This window comes from Bordetella genomosp. 8 (assembly GCF_002119685.1).
Lineage (GTDB): Bacteria > Pseudomonadota > Gammaproteobacteria > Burkholderiales > Burkholderiaceae_B > Bordetella_C.
Genome location: NZ_CP021108.1, coordinates 5844310 through 5864008 on the forward strand (window position 1 = coordinate 5844310; position 19699 = coordinate 5864008).

Below are 19699 nucleotides of genomic sequence, written 5' to 3' on the forward strand. Positions count from 1 at the left end.
ATAGGTAGTGCTGGATACGTGCCGCCGGACACGTGGCGCGATCGGGCGCATGGAACTCGGCGGGGTGCCGCAGGACACACGGCGCAAGCTTGCCGACCCACCCCTCCGCCCCATCCCGACCGCCTCCGCCGCCCCCCTACGCCATCGCCCGTCGCCATCCCATGTATCTTCAAGTCCAGCCGCACTTCGACACCTCATTCTGGAGCCCCTACACCCCGCCATCCCGCCAGCTCGAACACGCCGGGGACGGGCCGGTGGACGATGCCGCGCCGATCAGCTATTCGGAAGCGCTGCATGGCTCGCATGACGCATTCCGCGACGGGCCGGACTTCCCGGCCTACAAGGAGGAAATGCGCGCCTGCCTCGCGTTTCTATCCGACTTCTGCGAACGGCATCGCTTGCCCGACGCGGCGGGCATCGCGGCGAACCTGGACACCTTCTTTCGCCATCGCTTCGACGACCCGCACTATTTCAGTACCCGCGCCAGCATCGTGGATTCGCGCGGCAAACAATCGCTGGACGAATTCTGCTGGATGATCCGCCACGACACGATGGACCTGGACGTGAAGAAAGCCGCCATCCGCAACCTGGCGCTGGGCATCACGGAATGCGCCGACGGCGCGGTGTCGAATCTCGTATCGGCGGCGCGCAAGCTGGCCCTGGCCGCCGGCGGCGTGCGCGGCACGCTCTGGGAAATCAAGGAGCAGGCCGCGCGCGACACGCTGTTGGGCGCGGTGCAGGAATACTTCGGGCGGCGGCCCGGCTATCACCCCGGCAACGAAATCCACTACGTCACCACCGCGTGGAACAGCCTGGCCGGCGGTTATGGATTCGACGCGGACCCCGATGGCACGAGGATGCCCGAGGCGCAGGAATACAAGTTCCTGCATATCTGCGTCGACCGTCTCGGCACGGCGTTGACGCCGGACCGGCTTGCCCTGACGCTGGCGGAAACCTGCCTGGCCCGGTTCAACGAATACCTGCCCGCGCATCGGGACTCGTCTTGGGTATCCTGGACGCCCACCGTGCAGGATGCCTTCATGGACAAGTTGCGCCAGATCGGCGGCGACTGCGGCCTGACCTGGGAGGATGGCGAAAGCCTGGACGCCGACACGCAGACATGGCGGCACCGCGAAAGCGACCTGCGCCTGCGCAGCTTCGTCAGGCTGCAACAACTTGACGATGCCTGCACCTACCTGCCGCGCACCGATGCATCGCTGATCGCCCTGGACATACTGCGCACCATGGCGGAACTGCGACTATTGCGAGCGGGCAACCAGCCGAGGAACTACGGCGAGTGGATCGAGGCGGACGGCACCCGGGCCGCGCTGTTCGCCTACGGCCAGCTGGCATGGGTCGCGCGCGCCGAAACCAGCGCGGCCTTCGCCGCGCCGCTATGGAACGCCACTGCCGTGGACATCGAGCTGGCGACCCTGCCCGACCTGATGCGGTGGCGGGACGCAAGGCTGGACGACAGCCATCTCCCGCCCAGGCCGGCGTTGACGCAGGCCATAGTGAACACCGACACGGCCCATCTGGCGCGAATGCCGATACGCTGGGTGAACGATCCCGACTGCGCCGAACGCTTCCTGACGCGGCTGGGCGAGCATGGGACGGCGCAATACCTCGATGCCCATGCGCGCACCATAGGCACGTTCACGCCGTACGAACGCGACAGGCTGCTCACCGGCCTGTTGCGCGCGAACATGCTGCGCTCCATTCCAGCCGTGACCCGGCACTGGTCCGCCAGGCTGGCGGTACGGGTCGATATCGTCCATGACCTGCTGCGCTCCCACGCCATCCCCGAACTGCGCAACGCCCTGCTGGCCGACGACGCCGCCGCGTCCGTCATGGCGTGGCTTGCGTCGTGGCGCGCATCGGGACTGCTGGATTTCGTCGCGCCCAGGATAGGCCGCTTGCTGAACGCCTTGCACATGGGCTCGCCCGTGCTATCCAGCGCCTTGCGCTCCGGCCGCGCCGCGCCGGTGGAGGCGTTCTTCATGCTGTTGAAGGAACTGCTCAAGGACGCGAACATCCGCGCGCACATCCACCCCGCGCTGCCCAAACTGCTGCGCGCCGTTGACTTCCTTGGCGCGCCATCGCTTTCCTTCGCCATGGCCAGCGGCCACGCCGCGGCGGTGCAGGCCTATTACGACGGCGTCAGCGGATTGCTCGCCGAGCCGGCCTGGACGGCGATCCGGCCCGCCCTGCTGGGAGCACTGCCGGACATGCTGACGGCGACGGCGGAGACGGGCGACTCGGGATTGGCCTACGCCCTGGCGAACGGCCATGCCGCGGTCGTCAAGGCCTTCCACGACGTCATCGTCAAATTCCTGGGCGATGCCGGCACGGCGCCCTGGTTGAGCGCACGCCTGCCGGATATGCTCGACGCGATAGACGGCGACGGCAAGGCGGGCATGATGCTGGCGGTGCAGGGCGGCCATGCGGAAGCCGCGTATGCCTACGTCGCCATACGCTCGGACCCTGTCATCCTGCCGCTGCTACCGGCGGATCGGTAGCCGGCGCGCTGTAATCGGTGCGTTAGTGGCTGGTGCCCAGGTAGGCGGCGACCACCGCCGGATCGCCCTTCAGTTTCTGCGGCGTGCCATGCACGGAAATACGGCCGTTTTCCAGCACATAGCCGTAGTCGGCGACGTTCAGCGCGGCGGCAGCGAACTGCTCGACCAGCAGCATGGTCACCCCCTGCTCCTTCAAGCGGCCGATGATGCGGAACACTTCCTCCACCAGGATGGGCGCCAGGCCCATGGACGGCTCGTCCAGCAGGACCAGCTGCGGATTCAGCATGACGGCGCGTGCCATCGCCAGCATCTGCTGCTCGCCGCCCGACAAGGTGCCGGCCAGCTGGTCGCGCCTTTCCTTCAAGCGGGGGAACAGGTCCATGGCGCGGTCCAGGTCGGCCCGGACATCGCCGCGCGGGCGGCTGCCGGTCAGCCGGGGATAGGCGCCCAGCAGCAGGTTGTCCGTGACGGACAAGGTGGGAAAGACGCGCCGCCCTTCCGGCGAATGCGCCAAGCCCAGTCGCGCGATGCGGTGCGACTCCAGGCCATCGATGCGGCGGCCTTCCAGCGTAATCTCGCCTGCGCTGGGCTTGATCATGCCGGACAGGGCACGCATGGTGGTGGTCTTGCCGGCGCCGTTGGAGCCGATCAGGGTCACCACCTTGGCTTGCGGCACTTCCATGCTGATCCCGTGCAATACCTTGACCTTGCCGTAGCCGGCTTCCAGGTTGCTGATCGATAACATGACGGTTGTTCTCCTCGTGTCCGGCTGTTGCGCCACACCTGGCCGGCCTAGGCCGTGACCGCGCCGCCCAGATAGGCTTCGACGACGCGGCTGTCGGCCTGCACCTGGGCCGGCTGGCCTTCGGAGATCTTCTGGCCGAAGTCCAGCACCGAAACGGTGTCGCAGACGCTCATCACCACGTCCATGTGGTGTTCGATCAGGATCAGCGTGATGCCGTGGTCGCGCACCTTGCGGATGATCTGCAGCAGTTCCGCGATGTCCGGGGCGGTCAGGCCCGCGGCCGGCTCATCCAGCAGCAGCAGTTGCGGGTCCAGCGCCAGGGCGCGGGCGATTTCCAGCAGGCGCTGCTTGCCATAGGGCAGGTTGCGGGCCTCTTCCGCCGCATACGATTCCAGCCCGACGAAGTCCAGGAGGGCCAGCGCACGGGCGCGCGCGGCGGTTTCCTCACCCTTCCAGCGGGAGGTGTGCAGCGCGATGTTGGTCAGTCCGGTCCGGAAGCTGTGGTGCAGGCCCACCAGCACGTTTTCCAGGGCGGTCATCTCGCCGAACAGGGCGACGTTCTGGAAGGTGCGGGCGATGCCGGCGCCGGCGATCTGCGCCGGTACCATGCCGGCCAGCGATCGGCCGTTGAATTCCACGGTGCCGCCGGTGGGTACGTAGATGCCGGTCAGCACGTTCATCATCGTGCTCTTGCCTGAACCATTGGGGCCGATCAGGCCGTGGATGGTGCCACGCCGCACCACCAGGTCGACCTGGTTCAGGGCCTTGAGCCCGCCGAACTGCATCACCACGCCCTTGGCGTTGAGCAGGACGTCGCCGCCGTCCGCGCCCGCGGCTCGCGGCACGGCCTCGATGCGATGCGCCAGCTCCGTGCTGACCGCCAGGGCCTTGCGGCCGGTCTGGAAGAACAGGTTGCGCACGAAGCCGACGATGCCGTCGGGCAGGTAATACACCACGAACAGGATCATGGCCCCGAAGATGGTCAGGCGCCAGTCGGTCAAGGCCTCGACCCAGAAGGAAAACACCGCGAGCAGGATGGTGCCGGCCACGGGCACCGCCAGCCGATTCGGCGTCGCGCGCCCCTTGGCGATGGCGATCGCCGCGCCCACCGCCATCAGGATGGCCAGCGTCAGCGCGATCGCGCGGAAGGTGCCGATGTCGTCCAGCATCTTGGGCAGCAATACGACGATCGCGGCGCCCAGCAGCGCGCCGATCCGCGATTTGCGCCCGCCCATGATGATGGCCAGCAGGAACAGGATGGTGAGTTCGAAGTTGTAGGTGTTGGGCGAGATGTACTGCTCCGAATACGAGTACAACGCGCCCGCCAGTCCGGCGAAGCCGGCGCTGATCACGAAGGCCACGACCTTGTAGCGGTAGACGGATACGCCCATGCAGTCGGCGGCGATGGGGCTGTCGCGCAGGGCTTCGAAGGTGCGGCCGATGTGCGATTTCAGGATGCGGTGCACGACCAGCAGCGCCAGCACCAGCAGCACCGCCACCAGCCAGAAGTATTCGGCCTTGGTCAGTACATGGCCGTTGAAGGACGGCTTGTTGATCTTGATGCCCAGCGGCCCTTCGGTCAGGAAGGTCATTTCGTTGATCAGGATCTGGATGATGGTGCCGAAGGCCAGCGTGACCATGGCCAGGTAGGGGCCGGTCACCCGCAGCGCGGGCAAGGCCAGCACCGCGCCGAACAGGGCGGCGATCAGGATGGCGGCCGGCAGGATGATGCCGATGGGCATTTGCAGGTGAAACACCAGCACGCCCGCGACATACGAGCCGATGCCGAACAGGCCGGCGTGGCCCAGCGATACCTGCCCGGTATAGCCCACCACGATATCCAGCCCGAAGAGCAGGATGGCGTAGATCATGATGGTTTCGATCAGGTGCAGGTAATACGGATTCGTCACGGCCAGCGGCAGCCCCGCCAGCGCGGCGATGCCCACTATCGAAGCGATGAACGTCAGGGATTTCATATCGGTTCCAGTGCGCTGTGGCGGGTCTCGTCTAGACTTTTTTTATCGCGGTCTTGCCGAACAGTCCGGCGGGCTTCACGGCCAGTACGAGCAGCAGCAACACCAGCCCGGGCACGTCCTTGTAGCCGGTCGAGATATAAAAGCCGGTGGTCGTTTCCGCGATGCCCAGGATCAGCCCGCCGACGATGACGCCGGTGCCGCTGGACAGGCCGCCGATGATGGCGACGGCGAAGGCCTTCAGCCCCAGCACCGCGCCCATGGTCGCGCCCGTCAAGGTGAGCGGCGCGATCAGCACGCCGGCGAACGCCGCCGTCAGCGATGACAGCGCATAGGACAAGGTGATGACCAGGTTGGTATTGATGCCCATCAGGCCCGCCGCGGCGCGGTCGGCCGACGTCGCTACGAAGGCCTTGCCGTAGATGGACCTGCGATTGAACAGCTCCACCAGCAGCATCATCGCCAGCGCGCCCACCACGACCAGCAGCTCCATGGGCAGCACGTTGGCCCCCGCCAGCTGGATCGGCGACATCGGCAGCGGCGATGGAAACGGCAGGTCGTCGCGACCCCATACGTTTTCCGCGACATTGCGAAAGATGATGCCCAGCGCGATGGTTGCCATGATCCAGCCGAACTCCGAGCGCGTCTTGATGGCCGGCCGCACGCCGACCCGTTCCACCAGCGCGCCCTGCAGGAAGCCGAACAGGCAGACCAGCGGAATCATGACCCAGTAGTTCACGCCCTGCCCCACCAGGGACAGGCCCACCAGCGCCCCCAGCATCAGCGCTTCGCCCTGGCCGAAGTTCAGCGTGCCCGATGTGGCGAAGGTCAGCTGGTAGCCGAACGCGATCACCGCGTAGATCATGCCCAGCGCGATGCCGCTATAGATAAGCTGTAGAAGAATCATGGGACATCCACGTCAAGGAACCGCCGCGCCGCGCCCAGAGGGCGCGGGCGGCAGCGGGAGTTACCGCGGGATGGCTCGCGCGGGGCTACTTCGCCTGCGCCGACGCGACCTTGGCGCTGGTGTCCTTCTTGCGCGGCTGCGCCGTGGCCTTGATGTCGTCCGGATAGGCATAGACCACGCGGCCGTCCTTCACCTCGCCGAACACCACCAGGTTGGCCGTGATGGCGTCGTGGTCGTCGTGCGTGAACGGATGGTCGTAGGTCATGACCACGCCTTCCACGGGCGTCTGCAGGTTTTCCAGGGCCGCGCGGATCTTCGGTCCTTCGGTGGAATTGGCCTGCTTGATGGCCGCCGCCAGCAGATAGATGGAGTCATAGCCCTGGGCCGCCGACACGGGTGAATCGATGCGGTTGTTCTTGGGCTTGAACTTGGCCAGGTAGGCGTCGATAAAGGCCTTGCGCTTGGGCGTATTGGGTTCCTGGATGAAGGTCTGCGGCATGCGCGCGCCCGAGCCGTTGGGTCCGGCGTTGTCGATATAGTTGGCCATCGACAGCGTCCAGCTGCCTATCATGGGCACCTTCCAGCCCAGCTTGGCCATGCCGTTGGCGATCTGCGCCAGTTCCGGGCCGATGCCGTAGGTCAGGATCGCCTCGGCGCCGGCCTGCTTGGACTTCAGCAGCTGCGCCGTCATGTCGACGTCCTTGATGTTGAATTTTTCCACGGCGACCGCCTTGACCCCCTTGGCCGCCAGCGCCTTTTCCAGGTCCTCGCGGCCGAGCTGGCCGTAGTTGGTGGAGTCGGCCAGGATCGCCACCTTCTTGTAGCCGTCCCGCACCACCGCTTCTTCCACGATCATGGGCGCCTGGATGCTGTCGTGCGCGGCATTGCGGAACACATAGTTGTCGGCATCGGTGAACTGGTGGGTGATCACGCTGCCGGTGGCCACGTTGTTGAAGACGGGGATCTTGGCGTCCTGGTAGAAACGCTGCGACGCCAGCGCCACGCCGGTGTTGATGAAGCCAACCGTGGCGACCACCTGTTCCTTGTTGATCAATTCCTGGGCGATCTGCACGCCGCGCTCGTTCTTGGCTTCGTCGTCGCGTTCGATCAGCACCAGCTGCCGGCCGAGCACGCCGCCGTTCTTGTTGATTTCCTCCGCCGCCAGCCGCACGCCGTCTCGCATGCTGACGCCCATAGAGGAAGAACCGCCGGTATAAGGACCGGAAACGCCGATCTTGATGGGGTCCGCGGCATAGGCGCCGCCGGCCAGTGCAATTGCGAGGGTTCCTACCAGCAGTTTTAAACGATGATTCATCGTTGTCTCCGTTGTCGATATCGATGCTGCGTTGGAAAACCGTTCTGTCGTGCGATCAGATGGGTGCGGTGGCGTGCCTCCTGACGGACGCGCCGGCGCGCGCTGCCGCGTCCATGCGCGGCAGGGGTGCGACGAAGCTGGGGAAAAGTGACAAACGCGGGACGCAGAAGTCAAAAGGCGGCGGCGTCGCGGCGGTGGCGACACCCATGTGATCGAATTCCGCGGCGGCGGAAACCATGCCTTTCTCCTAGGTCTTCTTGTGTACGGCACGGTGGCGTGCTCGGCCTGTCCATGCCACGCGGCGCGTATATGCACGGCCGCTGTCTCCTCGTGTTCCATGATAGTGAGCGCGCGGCGTGGGTCAATGCTGCTTTCATTAGGGATTGCCCGCGCGCCGAAAGTTTCGCGTAAGTTCCACTGCGTTGTTGACGCGCAAGCGGTGGTCACGATGGCCTTATGCCGTGGCTTGCCGGGTACTGGACGACACGGCGTAGCAAGCGAAACTGTCGACAAAGCGAAGCCGGCTTCGTCCGGCTATCGGTGCGCGTCCTACAGCACGCGCGCGAGCAGCCGGCACGCGAGCGCGGCCATGACGATGGCCATGCCGCCATCCAGCAGGCGCCAGGCGAGCGGATCGCGAAACAGCGGCCGCAGCAGCCGCGCACCGCCGCCCAGGGCCAGCAGCCATAGCAGGCTGGCGGTCATGGCTCCCGCGCCATAGGCCGCGGCGTTGTGGCCGAAACCCTGGGCCAGCGAGCCGACCAGGATGACGTCCATCCAGAAATGCGGATTGATCACGGTAAAGCCCAGCGCGCCCAGCATGGCGGCGCGCCGGGTTCCGGCGGCCTGCCGCGCGGGCGCGAGCGCGCTGCCGGCGGACCAGGCGCGCCGCGCCGCGCGCGCCGCATACAGGGCCAGGAAGACGGCGCCCGACCAGGCCACCGCCGGCATGATCCAGGGCGCGTGGCTCGACAGCGTGCGCCAGGCCATCACGCTGAGCGCGATGCAAAGCGCGTCGGCGGCGGCGCACACCGCCAGCACGCTGCCGATGTGGGCGCGCTGCAGGCCTTGCCGCAGGATGAAGGCGCTTTGCGCACCCACGGCAGCGAACAGGCCCAGGCCGGTGCCCAGCCCGGATAGCCAGGGAAGAAAAATGGAAGCGTTCATGATGGCGGCCATTCTGGCTTGCCGCGTTCATGAAGAACAGCTAAATTTCCTAACGCATATTTAGTGGCGCTAATGACGATGAATCTGGATCATGCTCAGCTGCGTGCCCTGGCCGCCGTGGTGCGCGAAGGCAGCTTCGAGCGCGCCGCGGCGGCCCTGCACGTGACGCCGTCGGCCGTCTCCCAGCGCATCAAGGCGCTGGAGGACCGGGTCGGCCGCCTGCTGGTGCAACGGACGACGCCGACGACGGCAACGCCGGATGGGCGGATCCTCGTCCAGTTGGCGGAGCAGGCGACGCTGCTGGAGCACGACGCCTTGAACCGGCTGGGCGTGGCCGAAGACGCACCGCAGGCCACCCTGCCGGTCGCGGTCAACCACGACAGCCTGGAAACCTGGTTCATGGACGCCGCGTTGGACTTCGCCGCCCGCACGCGCGCCACGCTGGACCTGCGGGCGGAGGACCAGGACCACACCGCCGAGCTCCTGCGCGGCGGCGCGGTGATGGGCGCGGTCACCACGCTGGCCGAGCCGGTGCAGGGCTGCCGCCTGCATGCGCTGGGCAGCATGCGCTACGCGGCCACGTGCAGCCCCGACTTCCACAGGCGTCACTTCGCCGACGGCGTCGACGCGCGTTCGCTCAGCCAGGCGCCGGTGCTGGTCTACAACCGCAAGGACGCGCTGCAGGGGCGCTTCGCCCGACGCATCCTGCGCGGCGCGGCCTGGCAACCGCCAGTGTGGTGGCTGCCTTCGGCGCGCGCCTTCGTGCGCGCCTCGCTGGCGGGATTGGGATGGACCATGAACCCCTTGGCGCTGGTGCAGGCGGACCTGGATGCCGGCCGGCTGGTGCTGCTGCGGGCGCGTGCCTTCGAAGACACTCCGCTGTACTGGCAGCATTGGCGGGTGGAGTCCGACACCATGGCGGCGTTGACGGACGCCGTGCTGGGGGCGGCGCGGGGCCTGATACGCCGGCGCGGGGGCTGAGTAAACTAGGCCCACCATCCTTGGAGACTACCTATGCCGTTTTCCCGCCTGGCCATCGCCGCCGTCGCCCTTGCTCTTTATGGCACCGCGCAGGCGCATGACTACAAGATCCGCGACATCGAGATCGAAGATCCCTGGGTACGCGCCACCGCGCCCGGCCAGACGGCGGGCGGGGGCTATATGGAAATCGAAAACGACGGCGCCACGGATGACCAGTTGATCGGCATCAAGTCGGATGCGGCCGGCAGCGTCAGCCTGCACCAGACCGTGACCAGCAACGGCGTGTCGACGATGCGTGAAGTCGACGGCGGCGTGACGGTGCCCGCCAAGGGCGAAGTCAAGTTCACGCCTGGCGGCTACCACGTCATGTTCGAAAAGCTGAAGGCGCCGTTCAAGGAAGGCATGGAAATCCCGGCGACCCTGACCTTCCGCCACGCCGGGGAGGTGCAGGTCAAGTTCGAGGTCAAGCCGCTGACGTACAAGGCGCCCGGCGCGGGCGCGAACATGCAAGGCGGCGACATGGGCCATATGCACCACATGGGGAACATGGGGAGCATGGGCGGCATGCAGGGCCAGGGCACGCCGGCCCCTGCCGGGCGCTAGGCGCTAGTACCGGGCCGATCGGATCCTGCCGCCGACCCGGCCTGCTCTGCTCCAGGCTGCTGTTCCAGGCTGCTGTTCCAGGCTGCTGTTCCAGGCTGCTGCTCCAGGCTGACTACTGACCTGCTATTCCAGCCTGATATTGGCCTTCTTGATCACGCCGGCCCACATCGCGCGTTCCTGCTCGGCGTAGGCCTTGAACTCCGCCGGCGGCATGGGCATGGGAATGACGCCCATCTCCTGCAGCTTGGCCGCGACGTCCGGCTGCGCCAGCGTTTTCTGCAGATCGGCGCTGAGCTTCTTCACCACCGCATCGGGCAGCCCGGCGGGACCGACCACGCCCTGCCAGGCGTAGGCCGTGAAATCGGCCACGCCCTGCTCCGCCATGGTGGGAACGTCGGGCAGCACCGGCAGGCGCTGCGGCGTGGCGGCCGCCAGCACGCGCAGCTTGCCGGCCTTGACATTGGGCAGCCCGGCCGCCAGGTCGATGAACATCAGGTCCACCTGGCCGCCCAGCAGATCCGTGATGGCGGGCGCGGCGCCTTTGTATGGAACGTGAAGCATATCGACGCCCGTGCGCTGCTTGAACAGCTCCAGCGCCAGGTGATGCGGCGATCCGGACCCGGCCGACGCCACGGTCAGCTTGCCCGGCGTGGCCTTGGCGGCCGCCAGCACATCGGCCACGGTCTTGTAGGGCGAATTGATGTTGACGGCCAGCAGCAGCGGCAGCTTGGCCAGGCCGCCGATGTAGGTGAACTTGTCGGGATCGTAGGAAAGCTTGGCGTACAGCGACGGGTTGTAGGCCAGCGTGCCCGAGTCGGCCGTGCCTATCGTGTCGCCGTTGGGCACGGCCTGCGCGATGGCGGTGGCGCCGATGATGGTGGCCGCGCCCGGCCGGTTTTCGACGACGATGGTCTGGCCCAGCGACTTTTCCAGCGCGGCGCCGACGTTGCGCGCCACCACGTCCGATCCGCCGCCGGCCGGATAGGGCACGATCCAGCGTATGGGTTGCGTCGGCCAATTCTGCGCGTACGCGGACGTGACGAGGGCGGCGGCGGCGAACGCGGCGCCGATGGCCGCGCGCCTGACGAAAGCGAGCATGGTTGTCTCCGTGGCACCCGCGTCGATGCGCGCGGGTCGGCGCACATTATGCCGACAAGTCAGGCCGGCGCGCCATAATCGCGCGCGCCGAACAGCGCGCTGCCGATGCGGACTTCCGTGGAGCCTTCCTGGATGGCCAGTTCGAAGTCGCCGCTCATGCCCATGGACAGGCGTTGCATGTCGACGCCGGCAATGGCTTCGTCGCGCAGGCGGTCGCGCCAGGTACGCAGGACGCGGAAGCACGCCCGGACGGCTTCTTCGTCTTCCGAATTGACCGCCAGCGTCATCAGGCCGCGCACGCGCAACGCGGGATGCTCGCGCGCCAGCGTACGCACGAAGTCCGGCAGTTCGGCCGGCTCCAGCCCGTACTTGCTGGGCTCGTCGGAAGTCTTGACCTGTACCAGCACGTCCAGCGCGCGCCCTTCCTGCCGCAGGCGCCGGTCCAGCGCCTGTGCCAGGTCCAGGCGGTCGAGCGATTGCACTTCGGCCGCCAGCCGCGCGGCATCCTTGGCCTTGTTGGTCTGCAGATGGCCGATCACCACCCAATCGATGCCGCAATCGGCCAAGGCCTCCGCCTTGTCGCGGACTTCCTGCATCTTGCTTTCGCCGAAGCGGCGCAGGCCTAGGGCCACGGCCGCGCGTATCTGCTCGGCGGGAAAGGTCTTGCTGACCGGCAGCAAGGCGACTTCGGCCGGGTCGCGGCCGGCACGAACGCAAGCCGCGGCGATGCGGGCCTGCAGGTCCGCCAGGCGGGCGGCGAAGGAGTCGGTGGAAGACATGGTCATGCGGCGGTGGACAGCCAGGAGTCTAAACCGAAACGCGGCGCCGGGAAAAATCAGGAGCCTGTGGCGGGTTTAGAATGTTCGCCGCGTTCCGGCCCGCTCCGCGCGGTACCCAGTTCCTGTACCAGGATCCACCATGTCCTCCCACTCCGTGTCCGGCTACTCGTTCGCGGCACCTTTCCAGATTCCGGCAATCTCCCCCATCCGTTCCCTGGCGCCCTACGCCAATCGTCCAGGAACGATCAGCATGTCCGGCGGGTATCCCGCGACGGAGCTCTTCGACGTCGACGGCTTGAACGCGGCGGCGGCCAAGGTGGGCGCCCGGCTGGCGTCCTGCCTGCAGTACTCCAATATCGACGGCCAGGCCGGACTGCGCATGCAGCTGGCCCGGCTGTCCGCCGAACGCGGCATCCGCTGCGATCCCGACACCGAACTCGCGGTCACCGGCGGATCCCAGCAATCGCTGGCGCTGCTGGGCCGGGTGATGCTGCAACCGGGCGACGCGGCCATCATCGAAAGCCCGGGCTTTCCGAATTCCCGGCAGGCGCTGCATTACACCGGCGCGACGCTGCACACGGTGCCGTCCGGGCCCGATGGCGTGGACGTCGACGCGCTGGCCTTGCTGGTCGAACGGGTCCGCCCCAAGCTGGTCAGCGTGGTGGCCACCTTTTCCAATCCCTGCGGCGCGACGCTGAACCTGGAGCGCCGCCGTCGCCTGGTCGAGCTGGCCGCGCGCTACCGCTTCCTGCTGGTGGAAGACGATCCTTACGGCGAACTGCGCTTCGAAGGCGAACCGATCCCGCCGCTGCTGGCGCTGGCCGAAGGCGAACAACGCAAGTGGGTCGCGTATATCGCCAGCATGTCCAAGACCATGGCGCCCGCGCTGCGCATGGGCTGGCTGATCGCACCCGCGGAAATCCGCCGCCGCTGCGTCGGCGCGAAGGCCGCCGACGATATGGCCTCGTCGGCCTGGATCCAGGAGATCGTCGCGCAGTACATCGAGGACGGCCGTTACCACGAGCACGTGCCGCGCATCCGCGCGGCCTACGCGGCGCGCGCCGATGCGCTGGCCCGCGCGCTGGCCGAGGAGATGGGCGGCCACGTGGACTTCCGCAAGCCGCAGGGCGGCATGTTCTGCTGGGCGCGACTGACCGGCGATATCGACAGCACCCGCCTGCTGCCTTACGCCATCGAGCATGAAGTCGTCTACGTGCCCGGCAAGGCCTTCTACAGCGACCCCGCGCAGGCGGACATGCAGGCCATGCGGCTGTCCTTCGCCACCATGAACGAAGCGCAGATCCGCACCGGCATCGTGCGCCTGCGCCAGGCCTTGCAGGCCTGCGCGGCGGGCGAATCCGTAAGCATCACGCTGGCGGACTAGGCGCGCTGCCGCCGGCCAGCAGGTCGCTGAACAAGGAAGGCGCGCCCATCTGGCCGCCCTTCAGCATCAATTCCACCCCGTCGGCGGGGTGGCCCGGCGCATGCACGCGGCACACGGCGACGCCCGGGCTGGGGCTGTAGGAAAACGTCAGCGCCCGCGCGCCCCAGGATTGCACCGCCAGGCTGGAAGTATCGCCGCCCGCGAAACCGGCACGTGCAAGTGGATACGCGGCCAGGACATCGGCCATCAGGCCGCCGCAGGCCAGCGCCAGCGCACGCGTGAATCCGGGACGCCGGGCGCCGCTGTCGTCGCCCAGCGTGCTGTGCGCGACCACGCTGCGGCCGGCGCGCAAGGCCTGCACGATGCGGCCGTCCAACGAGGCGCGATATTCTGCGTCGTTGGCCACCATGGCGGCCGCGTCGAGCGCGATGGAAACGAAGCCGGCCTGCTCGGCGGCGGCGATCTGCGCTGCCGTGATCGGCGAGCGGCTGCCGGCGACGATGAAAGTCTGGCTCACCTCTTGGCCATGTGTGCGGTGCACATGATCGGCAGCATAAACCGGCGTCGCATGGCCGGCAGCGGAAGCCGGCGTGGCACGGTCGACATCGGTCGCCAGCAAGGCCTGCAGCACGCCCGTGGGCCCCACGGCCAGCAGGGGCTTGCGTTCCACGGCCAGGCGGTGCCGGAGCAGCGCGCCGACGCGCGCCAGGTCGGCGGTGCGGGTGGCGTCGAACAATACGCCGGCCGCGCCCTCCCCCAGCAGCGCGTCCAGCCGGGCCGCGGCCGCGTCCGGTGCGTCGTCCAGCATCGCCAGGTCGAAGGACGCGATGCCTTCCAGGCCCTGGCGCGCCAGGTGCGCCCTGAGGTCGGACTCGTCCATGGGGGTGACGGGATGCCGGCTCATGGTGGGATGGCGGTCCAGGCGGTACACCGGGCCGTCCTGTCCCGCCCGCGCATACAGGTGGCCGAAGCTGCAATAGCGGCCCAGGTTGGGCTGGCCGCCGACGATATAGGCCGGTCGGATCTCGAGTTCGCGCCAGGCCAGCCGCACCGCGTGGCCGATGCTGCCGATGTGCGGCGCGCTGTCGAAGGTGGAACAGCATTTGTAGTGCAGGACGTCCGCGCCCGTGGCCGCCAGCCCGCGGAATATGCGCGGCAGGGCGACGTCCATTTCCGCCGGCGACATCGCCCGCGCGGTACCGGCCACGCCCACGCAATCCAGCGAACCGAAGTGCGCCAGTTCGTCGGCCGTGGGCACATCCAGGAACAGGACGGCGCGCAGGCCGGCGGACACCACCGTGGCCAGCGTATCGGTGGACCCGGTGAAGTCGTCGCCGTAGTACGCCAGGCGTGGCCGCCCGTCGCGCGGATCAGCCATAGAAATCCAGCGCGTGCGCCAGCGCCGGCCGGTCGCGTGCGAAGTCGGGCAGGGGAACGCCGGCGCGCGCCGCGTCCCAGGCGTCGCGGATGCTTTGCACGCCGGCGGCCGCGCCGTCGGGATGCCCGAGGATGCCGCCACCCGACAGGAAGATCAGGTCTTCGCTTTCCAGCCCCTGGAAGGTTGCCGGCACCGTGCCGGCCCATTGCCCTGACGAAAACACCGGCATGACCGCGTCGTCGCCGGCCATGGGCGACAGGCAGGCCCGCGCCGACTCGATGACGCTGGCGTCGCTTTCGTAGAACTTGCCGCCCAGTCCGTTCACATGCAACTGGTCGACGCCGGCCAGGCGCCACAAGGCCTGGTATGCCGGGAAAGCGATGCCCAGCGCCGGATGGCGCGACATCATGGCCATGCCGTTGCGGTGGCCGTGGATCGCCAGCGGGCTGGTGCGGCGCAGGGCCTGGATGGCGCTGAAGCCGCACCAGTTCAGGCTGGCCATGACGCAGGTACCGCCGGCGGCTTCCACGCGGGCGGCATGGCCGCGCATGGCGTCCAGGTCATCTGAAATGTTGAACGCATACATGACCTTGCGACCGGTGCGTTGGGCGTGGTCCTTGATCACCCGCATGACGGCTTCCACCCGGCGCGCCAGGGGCGAATGCGGCGGGTTGGCCATGCATTCGTCGTCCTTGATGAAATCGACGCCGGCTTCGCACAGGCTGGCCACCACACGCGCGGTCTGCTCCGGCGTCATGCCGACATTGGGCTTGATGATGGTGCCCAGGATGGGCCCTTCCGCGCGACCCGTCAACGCCCGCGTGCCGGCCACGCCGTGGCGCGGCGCGTCGAACAATTTCACGTACTCGGCGGGCAGGTCCAGCGACAGCAGCTTGACGCCGGTCATCTCGCCCAGGTCGTAGATATTGCCACCCACCGTGGCTGCCAGGGTCGGCAGGTTGGCGCCGACGTTGTCCACCGGGAAGGACACCGTGATGATGGCCTGCCGGTAGGGCCCCTGGATGTCGCGCCGCTGCAGGAAGGCATTGGGCAGGCTGGGCGTGCCTATCGTGCCGACCTGCTCGATCGACTGGACGATGGCGCGCGAACGCCGGCGCAGGTCGTCGGTTTCGCCGGCCACCCTGACGAAGGTGCCGCTGGATTGTTCGCCGGCCAGCACGTCGGCGGCCTGCTCCAGCGGGAAAGGCGTCTCGATGAAATACCGGGCGCGGAAATCGCGCCGATTGGTGTCCGTCATGGCGGGTCTACAGCGTGGAAAGATCGGGAAAGGGGCGCACAGGATCGCTGCCGTCCCAGTTGATCGAGGCTTCGCGGATCAGGCGGAACAGGCGGCCCTTGGGGCCGGCGATCTCGGACAGCTCGATCACGGTGCCGGGATGGGTTTCGGTTTCGTAGTAAACGTAGCGGCCGCGTTCCCCGACTTCGCCGCTCATGCCGACCTTCAATCCATGTTCGGCCAGGCGGCGCACGTCCTCGTCGAAGTTCTCCGTCCAGTAGGCCAGGTGCTGCAGGCCGGTGTGGCCGGCATCCAGGAAGGCCTTGTACATGGACGGCGCGTCGTTGCGCTGCTGGATCAGCTCGATCTGCAGCGGACCGGAATTCGCCAGGGCCACCGATACCTCGATGGGCGACGGCTGGCCGCGGTACATGAAATTCCTGACAGGCACGCGGTCGGCGTAGAACCAGGGGCCGATACCCAGGGTCTCGCTCCAATGCCGCATTTCCTTATGGATATCGCGCACCACATAACCTGCCTGGCGCACTTCGCCGAACAACCGACTCATGGCTACACCTCGATCACAGAAAACCCGTGGAGATCCACGGAATGAATGCCACCAGCAACACGCCGGCCACCAGCGCGACCAGGTAGCCCCACATATAGGGCATGGCCTCGTCCGGGCTGACCTTGCTGATCGCGCAGGCGCCGTAGTAGCCGACGCCGAAGGGCGGCGCGAACAGGCCCAGCCCCATGGAAAGAATCACCACCATCGCATAGTGCACTTCGTTCACGCCGACGGCGCGCGCGATGGGGAACAGCAGCGGTCCGAACAGCACGATGGCGGGTATGCCCTCCAGCACGCTGCCCAGCACCACGAAGGCGACGATGGACACCAGCAGGAAGCCGGCGGTACCGCCAGGCATGCGGCGCATGAACTCGGCCAGGTCCTGGGAGAAGCCCGATTGCGTCAAGCCCCAGGCCATCGCGGTCGCGGCGCCGACGATGAAAATGATGGCGCCGGACAGGGCCGCCGTATCCAGCAGCATGGACGGAATGCGCCGCCAATCGAAACGGCGGTACAGGCACAGGCCGGCCAGCACGGAATAGGCGATGCCGATGGTGGAGACCTCGGTGGCGGTGGCCACGCCTTCCACCACCGCGGCGCGGATCAGGAAAGGGAGCAGCAATGCCGGCACGGCCACGCAGAACAGCCGCGCGATCTCGCGTCCCGGTGCGCGGTGCACGCCGGACAGGTCTTCGCCCCGGCTGCGGCGCCATACGATCACCGCCAGCGCCAGGCCCAGCGCGGCGCCCGGCAGCATGCCGCCGGTGAACAGCGCCGCGATCGACACGCCGGTGACCGAGCCGATGGTGATCAGCACGATGCTGGGCGGTATGGTTTCCGTCTGGGCGCCGGTGCACGAAAGCAGCGCCGCCAGATTGCCCGGCCGCGCGCCGCGCTGCTTCATCTCGGGAAAGAGCGCGGGCGCCACGGCGGCCATGTCGGCCACCTTGGAGCCCGATATGCCGGACACCAGGTACATGGCGCCTATCAGCACATAGGACAGGCCGCCGCGCACGTGGCCCAGCAGGCTGGCCAGGAAACCTATCATGGCGCGCGCCATGCCGGTCATCTCGATCAGCAGGCCCAGCAGGATGAACATCGGCACGGCCAGCAGGATCAGGTGCGACATGCCTTCGTCCATGCGCCCCACCATGACCATCAGCGGGGTTTGCGTGGTCAGCGCCAGGTAGCCGAAGGTCGCGAGCGCGAAGGAAAACGCGATAGGCACGCCCAGGAAAACGTTGGCCGCCACCAGGCCGACGAAAAATACCAGCAGGTTGGCCTTGCCCAGGGTCGCCAACACAGGCTGCGCCAGCAGGAACAGCCCGGCGATGACGGCGACGGCGGCCACGGCGCCCGCTACCTGCCGCCACGACCCGACCCGCGCCAGGCGCAACAGCGCGAACACCGTCATCAGGATGAACCCGGCCGGCAGCGCCGCCGCGCGCCACGCATTGGAGATCTCCAGCGCCGGGGTGGTGACCACGGCTTCCTCGCTGGCATATTCCCAGGCGTGCGGCAGCACCATCAACATGAAGCACAACGCCGCCGCGATCGCGGCGACGTCCAGCCAGGCGCGCACCGCCGGCGTCGCGCGCGCCACCAGCGCGGTCATGCGCATATGCTCGCCGCGCCGCAGGGCTACGACCGCGCCCAGCATGGACAACCACAGGAACAGGATGGAGGCCAGCTCATCGCCCCACACCAGCGGGGCGTGGAACACGTAGCGGGCGATCACGCCGGACAACAGGACGGCGATTTCCGCCAGGACCAGCAGGGCCGCCGGGATTTCCACCGCCAGGCCCAGCACGCGGTCCAACCCGTCCAGCCAGCGGGCCGGGGCGCCGCGCGCGCCGGCAACCGGGCGCGTATCCTTGGCGTAACAGGCGGCGTGTGTCTGCATGATGTCTCCACGAGGCGTCGGCCGCCGGATCGGCCTGGCGCGTTCAGGCCAGCTTGCCGACGGCGCCTTCCAGCAGGCCCCAGGCTTCGTCGCCGAACTTGCCGCGCCATTCCTGGTAGAAGCCCGCCTTGCGCAATTGCGCCTGGAAGCTGTCCGCCTTGGGCTGGTTGAACTTCAAGCCCCTGGATTCCAAATCGCTCTGGATGGACTGGTTCATCTTCCTCAGGTCTTCCCGCTGCAGCATGCCGGCATCGTTGAACGCGGTTTCCCACAGCTTCTGCAGGTCGGGGGGCAGGCGGCGATAGGCGCGGGCATTGGCGATGAACCAGTAGCCGTCCCAGATGTGGTTCGTCAGCGAGCAATACTTCTGCACTTCGTACAGCTTGGCCGCCTGGATGATGGGCAGCGGATTTTCCTGGGCGTCGACGATGCGCGTCTGCAGCGCGGAATAGACCTCGCTGAACTGCAGGCTGGCGGGCGCGGCCGACAGGGCCTTGAACATGGAGATGGACAGCGGGCTGACCGGCACGCGTATCTTGGTGCCGTCCAGGTCGTGCGCGTCGGCGATCGGTTTGCTGCTGGTGGTGACCTGGCGAAAGCCGTTGTCCCACATCTTTTCGAAGGCGTACAGGTTGGCCTTGCCTATCCTTTCGCGCACATGCGCGCCCAGCGCGCCGTCCATGGCTTTCCAGACCTGGCTGTAATCGGAAAACGCGAAGCCCACCGCGTTGATGGCCGCCACCGGCACCACCGTGGCGATCACCAGGGCCGACGGCGTGAACAGCTCGATGCCGCCGCTGCGCACCTGCGACAGCATGTCGGTGTCGCCGCCCAGCTGGTTATTGGGAAATATGGTGATTTCCAGCCGGCCGTTGGATTCCTTGCGTATGCGGTCCACGGCGTCCTGCGCGCGCAGATGCAGCGGATGCGTCATGGGCAGGTTGTGGGCGTACTTGTAAGAGAACTCCGCGCCGGCGCAGGCCAGGCGGGGTACGCCCAGGGCCAGCGCGGGGCCGGCCGCCATGGCGCGCAGCAGGGTGCGGCGGGTCATCGTGGTCATGGATCGTCTCCTCGGCGCCGTCGCGTACGGCCGGCGCGTATTTATTCGTGGCACACGCGGCCAGGCCGGCGCGCAGCAGAAA

At 67.6% G+C, this 19699-nt stretch carries 17 protein-coding genes; 4 read left to right on the top strand and 13 right to left on the bottom strand.

The annotated features are described in order from the left end of the window. Nucleotides 1–161: 161 nt before the first annotated feature. A complete protein-coding gene (locus CAL12_RS26445) occupies nt 162–2519 on the top strand; it encodes a hypothetical protein (protein WP_157793135.1) in 2358 nt (785 codons plus the stop codon). A gap of 22 nt (nt 2520–2541) precedes the next feature. On the opposite strand, the gene CAL12_RS26450 is transcribed toward CAL12_RS26445, so the two are convergent. The 6 genes from CAL12_RS26450 to CAL12_RS26475 all read right to left on the bottom strand — a co-directional run bounded on the left by CAL12_RS26450 (nt 2542) and on the right by CAL12_RS26475 (nt 8638). Beyond that, nucleotides 2542–3264 (bottom strand): ABC transporter ATP-binding protein, encoded by a 723-nt coding sequence (locus CAL12_RS26450; RefSeq protein WP_086067328.1) that lies wholly within the window; start codon nt 3262–3264, stop codon nt 2542–2544. A gap of 47 nt (nt 3265–3311) precedes the next feature. Beyond that, nucleotides 3312–5240, bottom strand: a complete 1929-nt coding sequence (locus tag CAL12_RS26455; RefSeq protein ID WP_086067329.1) for a branched-chain amino acid ABC transporter ATP-binding protein/permease — start codon at nt 5238–5240, stop codon at nt 3312–3314. Nucleotides 5241–5271: 31 nt separating this feature from the next. Beyond that, on the bottom strand, nt 5272–6144 hold the full coding sequence (locus tag CAL12_RS26460) for a branched-chain amino acid ABC transporter permease (RefSeq protein ID WP_086067330.1): 873 nt from the start codon (nt 6142–6144) through the stop codon (nt 5272–5274). Nucleotides 6145–6229: 85 nt separating this feature from the next. After that, the gene (locus tag CAL12_RS26465; protein WP_086067331.1) at nt 6230–7459 is read right to left on the bottom strand and encodes an ABC transporter substrate-binding protein; all 1230 of its coding nucleotides are present in this window, start codon (nt 7457–7459) and stop codon (nt 6230–6232) included. Nucleotides 7460–7514: 55 nt separating this feature from the next. Beyond that, nucleotides 7515–7697 (bottom strand): hypothetical protein, encoded by a 183-nt coding sequence (locus CAL12_RS26470; RefSeq protein ID WP_086067332.1) that lies wholly within the window; start codon nt 7695–7697, stop codon nt 7515–7517. Between the two features lie 311 nt (nt 7698–8008). Then, a complete protein-coding gene (locus CAL12_RS26475) occupies nt 8009–8638 on the bottom strand; it encodes a LysE/ArgO family amino acid transporter (RefSeq protein ID WP_086067333.1) in 630 nt (209 codons plus the stop codon). Nucleotides 8639–8704: 66 nt separating this feature from the next. Between CAL12_RS26475 and CAL12_RS26480 the strand changes: the two genes are divergently transcribed. Together CAL12_RS26480 and CAL12_RS26485 are read left to right on the top strand one after the other, a co-directional pair. Further along, nucleotides 8705–9607, top strand: coding sequence for a LysR family transcriptional regulator ArgP (locus CAL12_RS26480; protein WP_086068132.1), 903 nt, complete (start codon nt 8705–8707; stop codon nt 9605–9607). A 33-nt stretch (nt 9608–9640) separates the two neighbouring features. After that, nucleotides 9641–10210: a copper chaperone PCu(A)C gene (locus CAL12_RS26485; protein ID WP_086067334.1), complete on the top strand. Its 570-nt coding sequence runs from the start codon at nt 9641–9643 to the stop codon at nt 10208–10210. 123 nt (nt 10211–10333) lie between these two features. Here the strand turns inward: CAL12_RS26485 and CAL12_RS26490 are convergent, their stop codons facing one another. Together CAL12_RS26490 and CAL12_RS26495 are read right to left on the bottom strand one after the other, a co-directional pair. Further along, complete coding sequence (locus CAL12_RS26490; RefSeq protein ID WP_086067335.1) at nt 10334–11308, bottom strand: Bug family tripartite tricarboxylate transporter substrate binding protein; 975 nt, start codon at nt 11306–11308, stop codon at nt 10334–10336. A 59-nt stretch (nt 11309–11367) separates the two neighbouring features. Then, a complete protein-coding gene (locus CAL12_RS26495) occupies nt 11368–12087 on the bottom strand; it encodes a YggS family pyridoxal phosphate-dependent enzyme (RefSeq protein ID WP_086068133.1) in 720 nt (239 codons plus the stop codon). A 139-nt stretch (nt 12088–12226) separates the two neighbouring features. Between CAL12_RS26495 and CAL12_RS26500 the strand changes: the two genes are divergently transcribed. Then, a complete protein-coding gene (locus tag CAL12_RS26500; RefSeq protein ID WP_086067336.1) occupies nt 12227–13471 on the top strand; it encodes an aminotransferase-like domain-containing protein in 1245 nt (414 codons plus the stop codon). On the opposite strand, the gene CAL12_RS26505 is transcribed toward CAL12_RS26500, so the two are convergent. Genes CAL12_RS26505 through CAL12_RS26525 form a run of 5 tightly spaced genes read right to left on the bottom strand, consistent with a single transcriptional unit; the run spans nt 13455 to nt 19617 of the window. Beyond that, nucleotides 13455–14849 carry a four-carbon acid sugar kinase family protein gene (locus CAL12_RS26505; RefSeq protein ID WP_086067337.1) on the bottom strand — a complete coding sequence of 465 codons (1395 nt, stop codon included), beginning with the start codon at nt 14847–14849 and terminating at the stop codon, nt 13455–13457. The two genes, CAL12_RS26500 and CAL12_RS26505, sit on opposite strands and share 17 nt — an antisense overlap. Then, nucleotides 14842–16107: a ribulose-bisphosphate carboxylase large subunit family protein gene (locus CAL12_RS26510; RefSeq protein WP_086067338.1), complete on the bottom strand. Its 1266-nt coding sequence runs from the start codon at nt 16105–16107 to the stop codon at nt 14842–14844. The genes CAL12_RS26505 and CAL12_RS26510 overlap by 8 nt, the downstream gene beginning before the upstream one ends. 7 nt (nt 16108–16114) lie before the next feature. Continuing rightward, entirely contained in the window at nt 16115–16654 is a 540-nt protein-coding gene (locus tag CAL12_RS26515) for a VOC family protein (RefSeq protein ID WP_086067339.1), read from the bottom strand. A 13-nt stretch (nt 16655–16667) separates the two neighbouring features. After that, complete coding sequence (locus CAL12_RS26520; RefSeq protein ID WP_086067340.1) at nt 16668–18557, bottom strand: TRAP transporter large permease; 1890 nt, start codon at nt 18555–18557, stop codon at nt 16668–16670. 43 nt (nt 18558–18600) lie between these two features. Then, on the bottom strand, nt 18601–19617 hold the full coding sequence (locus CAL12_RS26525) for a TRAP transporter substrate-binding protein (protein WP_086067341.1): 1017 nt from the start codon (nt 19615–19617) through the stop codon (nt 18601–18603). Between the last annotated feature and the right edge of the window lie 82 nt (nt 19618–19699).